This is a genomic window from Photobacterium aquae, from assembly GCF_001029445.1.
Lineage (GTDB): Bacteria > Pseudomonadota > Gammaproteobacteria > Enterobacterales > Vibrionaceae > Photobacterium > Photobacterium aquae.
This window is the reverse complement of sequence record NZ_LDOT01000016.1, coordinates 61,573-71,450: the sequence shown is the minus strand read 5'-3', so window position 1 is coordinate 71,450 and position 9,878 is coordinate 61,573. Positions and strand designations below refer to the sequence as shown.

At 40.7% G+C, this 9,878-nt stretch carries 11 protein-coding genes and 5 pseudogenes; 8 read left to right on the top strand and 8 right to left on the bottom strand.

The genetic code is table 11. The features are described from left to right. Positions 1-119 precede the first annotated feature (119 nt). Entirely contained in the window at positions 120-674 is a 555-nt protein-coding gene (locus ABT56_RS23280; RefSeq protein ID WP_053062488.1) for a hypothetical protein, read from the top strand. A gap of 22 nt (positions 675-696) precedes the next feature. On the opposite strand, the pseudogene ABT56_RS13130 reads toward ABT56_RS23280, so the two are convergent. Then, positions 697-915: pseudogene (locus ABT56_RS13130) on the bottom strand (IS110 family transposase); the annotation flags it as partial. Positions 916-955: 40 nt separating this feature from the next. Further along, a complete protein-coding gene (locus tag ABT56_RS13125) occupies positions 956-1,156 on the bottom strand; it encodes a hypothetical protein (protein WP_053062487.1) in 201 nt (66 codons plus the stop codon). Positions 1,157-1,275: 119 nt separating this feature from the next. Between ABT56_RS13125 and ABT56_RS13120 the strand changes: the two genes are divergently transcribed. After that, positions 1,276-2,088: a DUF5677 domain-containing protein gene (locus ABT56_RS13120; RefSeq protein WP_047879331.1), complete on the top strand. Its 813-nt coding sequence runs from the start codon at positions 1,276-1,278 to the stop codon at positions 2,086-2,088. 19 nt (positions 2,089-2,107) lie between these two features. On the opposite strand, the pseudogene ABT56_RS13115 reads toward ABT56_RS13120, so the two are convergent. Together ABT56_RS13115 and ABT56_RS13110 are read right to left on the bottom strand one after the other, a co-directional pair. Beyond that, positions 2,108-2,437, bottom strand: a pseudogene (locus ABT56_RS13115) (transposase); the annotation flags it as partial. A gap of 52 nt (positions 2,438-2,489) precedes the next feature. Beyond that, a complete protein-coding gene (locus ABT56_RS13110; RefSeq protein WP_047879329.1) occupies positions 2,490-2,681 on the bottom strand; it encodes an IS110 family transposase in 192 nt (63 codons plus the stop codon). 107 nt (positions 2,682-2,788) lie between these two features. Between ABT56_RS13110 and ABT56_RS23275 the strand changes: the two genes are divergently transcribed. Next, a complete protein-coding gene (locus tag ABT56_RS23275; protein ID WP_053062486.1) occupies positions 2,789-4,174 on the top strand; it encodes a hypothetical protein in 1,386 nt (461 codons plus the stop codon). A 22-nt stretch (positions 4,175-4,196) separates the two neighbouring features. On the opposite strand, the pseudogene ABT56_RS23615 reads toward ABT56_RS23275, so the two are convergent. After that, positions 4,197-4,409, bottom strand: a pseudogene (locus ABT56_RS23615) (IS110 family transposase); the annotation flags it as partial. Between the two features lie 555 nt (positions 4,410-4,964). Between ABT56_RS23615 and ABT56_RS13100 the strand changes: the two are divergent. Beyond that, positions 4,965-5,648, top strand: a complete 684-nt coding sequence (locus tag ABT56_RS13100) for a hypothetical protein (protein WP_047879328.1) — start codon at positions 4,965-4,967, stop codon at positions 5,646-5,648. Positions 5,649-5,752: 104 nt separating this feature from the next. Continuing rightward, on the top strand, positions 5,753-6,208 hold the full coding sequence (locus tag ABT56_RS13095; RefSeq protein ID WP_047879327.1) for a hypothetical protein: 456 nt from the start codon (positions 5,753-5,755) through the stop codon (positions 6,206-6,208). Between the two features lie 27 nt (positions 6,209-6,235). On the opposite strand, the pseudogene ABT56_RS13090 reads toward ABT56_RS13095, so the two are convergent. Next, a pseudogene (locus ABT56_RS13090) lies at positions 6,236-6,620 on the bottom strand (transposase); the annotation flags it as partial. Positions 6,621-6,654: 34 nt separating this feature from the next. On the opposite strand from ABT56_RS13090, the gene ABT56_RS13085 reads away from it, so the two are divergent. Next, positions 6,655-7,149 (top strand): P-loop nucleotide/nucleoside kinase family protein, encoded by a 495-nt coding sequence (locus tag ABT56_RS13085; protein ID WP_047879345.1) that lies wholly within the window; start codon positions 6,655-6,657, stop codon positions 7,147-7,149. A 43-nt stretch (positions 7,150-7,192) separates the two neighbouring features. Here the strand turns inward: ABT56_RS13085 and ABT56_RS24655 are convergent. After that, positions 7,193-7,378 (bottom strand): annotated as a pseudogene (locus ABT56_RS24655) (IS110 family transposase); the annotation flags it as partial. Positions 7,379-7,865: 487 nt separating this feature from the next. Between ABT56_RS24655 and ABT56_RS13075 the strand changes: the two are divergent. After that, the gene (locus ABT56_RS13075; RefSeq protein WP_157037852.1) at positions 7,866-8,309 is read left to right on the top strand and encodes a hypothetical protein; all 444 of its coding nucleotides are present in this window, start codon (positions 7,866-7,868) and stop codon (positions 8,307-8,309) included. Positions 8,310-8,531: 222 nt separating this feature from the next. Here ABT56_RS13075 and ABT56_RS13070 read toward each other — a convergent pair whose 3' ends face one another. Continuing rightward, positions 8,532-8,975 (bottom strand): Lrp/AsnC family transcriptional regulator, encoded by a 444-nt coding sequence (locus tag ABT56_RS13070; protein WP_047879325.1) that lies wholly within the window; start codon positions 8,973-8,975, stop codon positions 8,532-8,534. Positions 8,976-9,092: 117 nt separating this feature from the next. On the opposite strand from ABT56_RS13070, the gene ABT56_RS13065 reads away from it, so the two are divergent. After that, positions 9,093-9,686 (top strand): LysE family translocator, encoded by a 594-nt coding sequence (locus tag ABT56_RS13065; protein ID WP_047879324.1) that lies wholly within the window; start codon positions 9,093-9,095, stop codon positions 9,684-9,686. Positions 9,687-9,878: the final 192 nt, after the last annotated feature.

Here is a 9,878-nt window from a genome sequence, read left to right as displayed (position 1 = left end):
TATCAAGGCAATCAAGGTGATGCGTTATACTCGGCGGTTTTGGTATGAAGTTCGGTGCGCTTGGCTGGTTCAGTGGGGCACACCTTATTGCAGGCGTTATGTTTTAATCGAGAATTGATATGAAAGTAAGTAATCCATTGACGATAGTAGCTATTTTTGCCGGTGTTGCAGAAACGTTTGCAACTGGGGCGCTTGTGTTACTGCCTGAAACTATGCAGGCTAAATTTATTGATTTTGTTATGTTTTTCCCTGTCCTTATCGTCGTAACATTCTTCCTTATCTTGGTGTTTAAACCCCAAGTACTTTACGCTCCGAGTGATTTTGCAAATGAAGAGCACTTTTTGCATGCAAATAATCTGAAAGATGTCGTGGCGCAAGAAACTGAGAAAGTGTTGAATGAAGCTAAACAGAAAAATCAAATCTCAGGGGATCTCAAAGCATTGTCAAAGAGAGTTGCTGATCTAACAGTTCGAGGGTTAGAAGATGAGATGGATAAAAGAGTTCTTAGTTATATGCTAGAGCGCCCAAGAGAGGCGTTTACCCCACGCGGGTTGGGGCATATATTGACGACTAGCAAACATGCTACTTTTGATTCTTTGATGCGCTTAGAAAAAATGGAGAAAGTCGTGTCTGGTATGGATGGAGACATAAAAGTATGGCAAGCAAAAACATAACAAACGACTATGGCGTCAATAGCTAATTTCTGGCTATGTTTTCGTTCCACATGACGCCATCTCGAATCATCGAATTTAAGATCACAACCATTTTCCTTACACACGCAATAATGGCGACTTTTTTCGGTTTCCCAGCATCTAAAAGTCGCTGGTAAGTAGCTTTAAAAACAGGGTTACACTGCATCGCAGACATTATAGCCATGTAGAGCACGGTACGTACTTATGCTCGTCCCCCCTGAATGACTTACTTGTCTTTATAGCGTCCACTGCTTCAACGCCAGTTAGTTGCAGGCTCGGCTCAGGTGTAAACAGCTTTGTTGTTCGCATTGGTGCGCAACAATGGCAGGCGGCAAGTTGGCAAAGAAAGTGAGTACTTTTGCTCGAGATATTGTTTTGTGGATCAGGGTGTTGCCATTGGCATCTTCACCGTGGATACTGAAGGAATGTTTGGCTAAATCAATGCCATAAATAGAAAGTGACATGGTGGCCTCCGAACGTTTTCTTACTCAGACTCACCAAGTGTGGCAGAGTCTGGATGAGGGGGAATCCATGTCATTCGTTAAGCGACTTTGTCATGACTGGCGTAATTTAGGAGTAGAAATTGGAAATAGATTTTGCTTTTCTGACTACAATTCAAAAAAGGCTACAAAATAATCTTGATGTTTTGGAATCGACAATTGCAAAGCATGGTGAAGTTATAGCCCTTCATAAAAATAACAAAACCCAATCTGATTTGGTACACGACTATATCTTTTTGTGTTTGACAAAAGGAACGAGATCTCTTTCATCATCAGATTTATTGATAACAGAATCATACCTTGAAGATGCATTAATATTAGCCCGATCAAGTTATGAAAGCTATTTGAATGCGGCGTACATATATGAAAACCCAGACAAAGTAAAAGAACTCTTAATCACTAAGCTTGGCTTAGCGAGAGGCATTTTTTCGCACCCTTTAAGTAAGAGTGGATACCCCAATCGAAAAAAAGTGACGAATCCTCTTACTGGAAATAATGAAGAATACGGTGTAACTATTGCAAAGATGGCGATGAGCACACCGTACCCATATGATGAAGAAGCTCATCATCTTCTATATCAATTTTTATCAGAGTTTACACACGTTAACATTGTATCTAGCGGTGCATATCGAACTGTAGATCAAATGCGATATATTGTGGCTCCAAGTTCAGAATCAATATTCTCCACAACAGTGATCTGTTTATATGTTAGTTGGCTTCTTTTGGATCTAACTGTGGATTACATTGAAAGCAAAAGAGTCCCACTCATGTTCATAGATTTGCAGTTAGTTGAGAGTGGAGAGTTACTGATGCATGCTATCGAGAATTTGAACTTCGATAGTTCACTAGAATCGCTTAAAGAATATATGTTAAAACGTATTGCTATCTCTTGCTAAAAGACTATGGCGTCAATAGCTAATTTCTGGCTATGTTTTCGTTCCACATGACGCCATCTCGAATCATCGAATTTAAAATCACAACCATTTTCCTTACACACGCAATAATGGCGACTTTTTTCGGTTTTCCTGCATCTAAAAGTCGCTGGTAAGTAGCTTTAAAAACAGGGTTACACTGCATCGCAGACATCATGACCATGTAGAGTACGGTGCGTACTTGTGAGCGTCCCCCCTGAATGACTCGCTTGCCTTTATAGCGTCCACTTTCTCGATTGATGGGGGCAACGCCAATGAGTGCAGCGGCTTGTTTGTTGGTAATAAACCCAAGCTCAGGAACGTTGCTTATATAAACAAGCACCAATACTTTTGGGCGATGATCTTGGCGGTATGGCCGAGCTTGGTTAATTCCCGCCCCAGTCATGGGAACTACCACAGGCTTCCATTCCGACAATGGCAGGCGGTAAGTTGGCAAAGAATGTAAGTACTTTTGCTCGAAATATTGTTTTGTGAATCAGGGTGTTGCCTTTGGCATCCTCGCCGTGGATACTGAAGGAATGTTTAGCTACATCAATGCCATAGCTAGAAGGTGACATGGTGGCCTCCGAACGTTTACTTACACAGACTCACCAAGTGTGGCAGAGTCTGGATGAGGGGGAGTCCATGTCATTCGTTAGCTGTCACAAGTTAAAGTAAAATACAGATGCAAAAAATAATCGATTCAACAGTATCTGAGTTAATAAAAATTATCGACTCAAAACAAGATAGTAAAAAAGTAGCATGGCAGTTTGTGTTGGAAGAACTGGATGCAGCAAGACATGGTTCAGACTTTGTCCAAGACCGAATGAAACGTTTTTACATAAACGAATCTGAATATATCGATGCCATGTCAAGAAGTTGGGATGATGTTGATGGTCCTGATGGTCCGCAACAATTTTTAGTTTCACTGAGCATGATGTTATCCGAACGGGTTGGTATTGAGACTGCAGCTGCAGTACGGATATCGATAGTTGAGTATATTTTACATCACTATAAACTTGGATGCTTTTTTATAAATGATTGGTCACAAGCCGCAAGAAAACCATTGAATTTATTTGAAATAATCGCAGATGAGACAAAACTCAACCCTAATTTATCCGTGTTATTATCTGAAGAGTATAAGCCAGTTCGAGAGGTTATTAATAGATGGGCTAGTGGCTTTGAAGATAGAGATAATAAGTTCAATTATGAGTTTCAGACGACTTTTAATTCCTCTTTCTGGGAAGTGTATCTGTATCAATGCTTTAAGGATTTAAATCTTACAGTAGATTTTTCAAAAGCAAGTCCTGACTTTACTCTTGTTTCAAAGAACTCTGATGGTTTAAAGAGTATCGTAAATGTTGAGGCTGTAACCGCTAACCATGCTTACGACTCTGAACCTGAATGGTCGCAGGAAAATACTAAGATTGAGCATGATAAGTTTCTAGATTTTGCATGTGTGAGAGTTCTAAATGCAATAAAAAGTAAGCACGAAAAATTCTTTAAAACATATGCTAAATTTGAGCATGTAAAGAATGCTCCTTATGTGATAGCAATAGCCCCGTTCGAGCAAAAAAACTTTTGGATGCAAAACAATGAAGCTATTATTCGTGTGCTATACGGGCAAGGTGTAGTAAAAACTAGTAATGGTTTTGAAGAGGTGAAAGTTCCATACGTCATGAAGAATGATACCGTATCGCTTGAACTTGGATTATTTACAAATGATAAATTCAAGGAAGTTAGCGCGGTTATATTTTCTACAACAGCAACGATCGGAAAGGCAATCACGCAAAGTGGATTGAATCGAGATATAAGGGTAAGTAGATTTCATGAGGTAAATGGTTTACTGGTAGATGTAAAACCGAACAATAAACATTTTGAAACACACCTCGACGGTCTACAAATACATCATAATCCATATGCAGTAACTAAGTTAGATCCTGAGTTGTTTAAAAACTATGAAATTACACATTACTACTATGATATTGAAAATGAAAAAATAGATAACCAGCAAAAAAGTTACACTATTATATCAAGGAACATCTTTCCTCCCTCGGATAATGACAGCTAACAAACGACTATGGCGTCAATAGCTAATTTCTGGCTATGTTTTCGTTCCACATGACGCCATCTCGAAGCATCGAATTTAAGATCACAACCATCTTCCTTGCACACGCAATAATGGCGACTTTTTTCGGTTTTTCTGCATCTAAAAGTCGCTGGTAAGTAGCTTTAATAACAGGGTTACACTGCATCGCAGACATCATAGCCATGTAGAGCACGGTACGTACTTGTGATCGTCTCCCCGCTCGACAAGCCCTTTGCACCAGAGGCTAAGGCGATCGGTCTTATTGCCGATATTGCTGATGGCGGCCCGAGCACCGTGAACCACAGCAAGGGGATGAGGTCGAAATGCTGGTGTACTTCCACTAAGCACTACTGACTGAGCAACGAAAATCCACTTATAGTAAAGCCGAACATGACACTGTCCGGCTTTTTATTTCGAATAAAACCAATCCCCTGCCCGGCTCAACTCTTGAAAAGCCTAGCGATAACTCGCTAAAAATGGCCAGCATTGACCTGCTAATAAAGAGACAAAAAATGCTCGCCTTTCCCACAATAGATAGAGATAAGGCATTGATATAAATACAAATCAGCACTTCCTCTTGGTATTAACGAGGTCTCATTAATACCGAATGCTTGCTTTACCCAAGCGAAAAACAGCCATTAAGCAACAATGATTTTATGCAACCTATTGACTTAAAAGGATTCTGATAAGAAAATCATGCGCAATTAAGCGTGTATTAGGCAGGGGAAAGCGAGCATGCTGTTTAATACACTGTTAAGTTTCAAGAGGTAAAATGGACATATTAAATAATTCATGGGTTGTTGGTATCGGTGGTGGGATTCTTAGCGGCTTGATTGTCACACTGATAACGCGATACTTTTTTTCTAAGAAAGATAATAAAGAATATGCACAAAAAATATCTAGTGTAAACCGAGAGGTTGTTTATGCATTGCGGCCAGGTATATCTGAAGGGCACATTCCCGATGCTGAAGTGCTCGATTCCTTAATTAATGCTACAGCTAGAAAGTATCGAGTTGAACGAAAAGATGCATATCGAGCTCAACAGATTGCTGAAGAGTTAATTAAAGAAATTATGGATTCAAGTTTTATTTCTTCGGAGACTAAAAAGTCTTATTGCAATACACTTGCACATTTAGTTGCTCTACGTAGCAGTGATAAACAAGTATCACTTGAAAGTATAGAAAGAAATGCCATTGAATCTGACTATCGACAAAAACAATCAGAGCGAATGAGCCTGGTTCTTGGTATGACAACAACAATATTAACTATTGTCGCGATGGTAACTTCTGTAATGGATAAGCCGGTATTATCGGTGACTTTTAAGTCCCTATTTGATATTGCGCTACCAACGTTATCGGTACTTTTATCTGTTTCAATTGCAATGATAGCTATGGTTGCAAGTGTATCGTTAAAGAAATCTAAGCGTAATACCGAAAATCAGGGCATTGAAACTTAACAAAGCCATCAAAACGACCATCAACGCTCGGCATTCTGGGTATGAATTGGCTTTCATGTTTACGGTGGTCATTTGAAATAGTCGTAATGCGTTGCTGGCGTTTTATGGCAGGCGTTAAATTACAGGAGATAAAAATGGCAGCTGGGGATGATGTATATAGAGAAGCGCAAGCTCGACTGCATCGAATTTTGGGTAGTTACTTGTCAATGTACGCGTGGAAGTCTGGCGCTGATTGTGTAGTGATTCAAAGAGAAGAATTACTGGAATTTCTGGAATTGACTAGGATGAAAAACGTCAGGGTTGATTGGATCAAAGAGGATTTAAAACATTTGTTCAGGTACGCTAAAACTACGGTGTATTCGGATTCAGGAAATTATGCAGAACTTTACCTGTCTAGAACAAAGTTCCCCAAAGGGATATGCGATGAGCCTTTGAAAACTGAACAGAGAATTGAAAAGTTTAAAGCTCATGGGTTGAAACTCGTCGATGTATCGCTACCTAGTGAACATGAACTAGTTAGCAAAATGGCTTTAATTCTAACTGGAATCGGAAACATGTAATTTAACAAACGACTATGGCGTCAATAGCTAATTTCTGGCTATGTTTTCGTTCCACATGACGCCATCTCGAATCATCGAATTTAAGATCACAACCATCTTTCTTACACACGCAATAATGGCGACTTTTTTCGGTTTTCCTGCATCTAAAAGTCGCTGGTAAGTAGCTTTAAAAACAGGGTTACACTGCATCGCAGACATCATAGCCATGTAGAGCACGGTGCGTACTTGTGCTCGTCCCCCCCTGAATGACTCGTTTGCCTTTATAGCGTCCACTTTCTCGATTGATGGGGGCAACGCCAATGAGTGCAGCGGCTTGTTTGTTGGTAATAAACCCAAGCTCAGGAACGTTGCTAATGATGGATGCAGCTGCGACTTTTCCGATGCCGGGAACGCTCTGCAGAAGCAGATTTTTGTTTGGTGCGTTAAATGCAAGAAATGGAGGTCAATTGAATTATCCTATTTTATACATATTTTCGGGTCTCCCGGCTTCAGGTAAATCGACTCTTGCTAAGCTGTTAGCGGCTAAAGCGGGTGCTACTGATACAGTAGAGCAAGGGCTTCGAGATCTTTGTAACTTCAAAGTTGAAGGTGAAGGGTATCGTTTAAGCTACCGTATAATCAGAGACAACTTAGAGCTTGGGATTAGCTGTATCTCAGACTCTTGTAATCCTATCGAGCTTACGCGACGTGAGTGGCAGGAAGTCGCAGAAAGTGTGGGGGCGAAATTCATCAATATTGAAATTAGTTGCTCAGATAGCAGTGAACACGAACAAAGAGTGATCACTCGTAGAAGTGAAGTAACAAACCTAAAATTACCTGACTGGAAACAAGTGCAGAACCGCCATTACGAAGCTTGGAAAGCCGATGTAATCAAAATAGACACGGCAGGAAAAAGTATTGCAATGGCTTTCGCAGAACTAACTGAAAAGCTAGGTGTGTGAAATTGCATACAAGCATTTAAGAGTGATTCGAAACGCTTGGTGATTAAACAGCGACTTGGTATTCCGTATCGTTGCGCAGTAGCGACCAGATAATACGGGCGTTCTTGGCCGCGAGTGCCACAATCGCCCGTTTTAAGCCCCGCCTCTCGACAAGCCCTTTGTACCAGAGGCTGATGCGATCGGTCTTATTGCCGATGTTGGTAATGGCGGCCCGAGCACCGTGAACCACAGCAAGGGGATGCGGTCGAAATACTGGTGTACTTCCACTAAGCACTAACGACTGAGCAACGAAAATCCACTCATCATAGTAAAGCCGAACATGACACTGTCCGGCTTTTTGTAATCATCCTAAACTCAATCCCCTACCCAGCTCAACTCTTGAAAAGCCTAGCGATGACGCACAAACTATTAACTGAATTGTATAAACAGTTATAATGAAATCGCTAAAAATGGCCAGCATTGACCTGCTAATTACAAAAGCATCAAGGGTGACGCGTTACACTCAACGCTTAGGTCATAAGCACAATGTGCTTGGTGAGTTCATAATGGGGCACCTTATCTTAACTGTACTAATCTAAACATGATCGGAATACTCACCCGCAAACAATAAACAGAAGTAAGATCACATCTAGCCTTACGGAACTACTTTAGACCATCTTGAATAAAAACCATTTAGTATGATATTCTGTATTTTCATCCAATTAACATTTTATAAAATGAAAAATTTAATAACTCCACTTATTGCAGTTTTAACTCTTGTTGGTTGTGCTACACCTCTAGATGAAGTACAAGTACAGACATCAAAAGCTAATATAGAAAAAATAAATAATTACAAGACTATTTGTGTCTTTGATTATAATCCTAACATTGAATATACAATTCTTAAATCTTACAGGTCAGGACGCAACCTATTTGGCTCAGTCGGTAGTGTAATGCCCAAGTTTCTCAACTACTCTAACCGATTGGATGGAAACACTATTATTAATTTTGAAGGCGGTCAACGCTTCGGTTTTTGGCCTTGGCGTCTTGTTAGACCTGTAGTTTATGGTACATCTGTAGATTGGCCAGCAAAGAGTAATGAATCGTGTAAAGAATTAGGTGGTAGAGTTTACGCTCTAGAGAACCATCGTAAGGTACTAGATATTACAGATCAGATCTAAACTATTATTCTCGCAGAGATTATTTAATTTTTGGAAGCTCAAGACCAGGCTTATAGGTTTGTGCTTGAGTTTTCTATTCCTCATGCTGATATTACTTTTTGACATGGCTTTATTGCGTAAATCAGTTCGAACTATTTCCGCAAGTGATTATCTGATCGCTCATTTACCATCATACACTATATGAACCATGAGTAACCCGAAGGCTCGCTACAAGACCAACCATTAACCACGCTCGTCTTTGACGCTGTCCATCACCACCATCGTCGTGATTGAACTCACATGGGGGCTCTCCCCTAGAATTTCGGCATGAAACCTTTTGTAGGCTGGCAGATCGTGCGTTTCAACCCGCAAAAGATATTCACTTGTCCCGGTGATGTTATGGCACTCTACCACAGCTTGGGCTGCCGAAATCGCAATTTCAAACTCTTGCTGCGACTTACGGCTATGATTAGACAAACCAACCGCAACATACGCGATAAAGCCGATACCTATTTTCTGCTTGTTGAGCACGGCACGATAGCCAACTAAGACATTCTGCCGCTCTAACTCCTGAACCCGGCGCAAGGTTGCCGAAGGGGACAATCCAACCCGATCTGCCAGCTCAACATTGGTCAACTTTCCATTGCTCTTAAGCTCGCACAATATTCTTTCGTCAAATCTATCCATCACACAACTCTATTGCACAAATAAATCATTCTAAGGTTATTTGTGAATATAATTCATCTTATCGAGCATTAATATATCCAGATGCACTCAAATCATCATTGCTAGAGAGAAAGCATCATGGATTACCAACAACTTATGGCGCTCGCTATTTTTGCCTTTACAACCACCGTCACACCGGGCCCTAACAATATTATGTTAATGGCTTCAGGCGCCAATATCGGTTTCAAACGCACGCTGCCACATATGCTAGGCATCATCACAGGCTTTAGCTTTATGGTAAGCATAGTCGGCACGGGGCTTTCAGGTATTTTCGCCACTTACCCCCAGCTCTATACTGTTCTGCATATTATCAGTGTCGGGTATTTGCTCTATTTAGCAATGAAAATAGCCACTAGCCCAGCGGCTCTGCACGGGGAAGGCAAGTACCAACCGATGAGCTTCTACTCTGCCGTCTTATTCCAATGGGTAAACCCCAAAGGCTGGACGATGGCAATTTCGACCATATCCCTATTCAATGCCAACGGGGATTTTCATATCGTTCTTTTAATTGCCGCTATATTCGCCCTTGTTAATGTCCCCTCTGTGACCCTATGGACATACGCTGGCAAACAGATGCAATCTATTTTGGCAAATCAAACAAAATCAAAATATTTCAATATAACGATGGCACTGTTATTGCTCGCCTCACTCTACCCGATTCTATTCAGCTGAATGTTAAGATCATCATTCCTAGTAAACAGATATAAAAAAGCCTCCATGTAGGAGGCCTTTCTCAAAATAGTGGCGATTACTTCTTCGCTTTAGCCACATCATCGAGCATTTGTTTAATTCGTTTATTAGGTACACGCTTTGCCATAATACTTACTCCTTGTAAAATTCCGCCAGCGCTAAATACATGGTAAC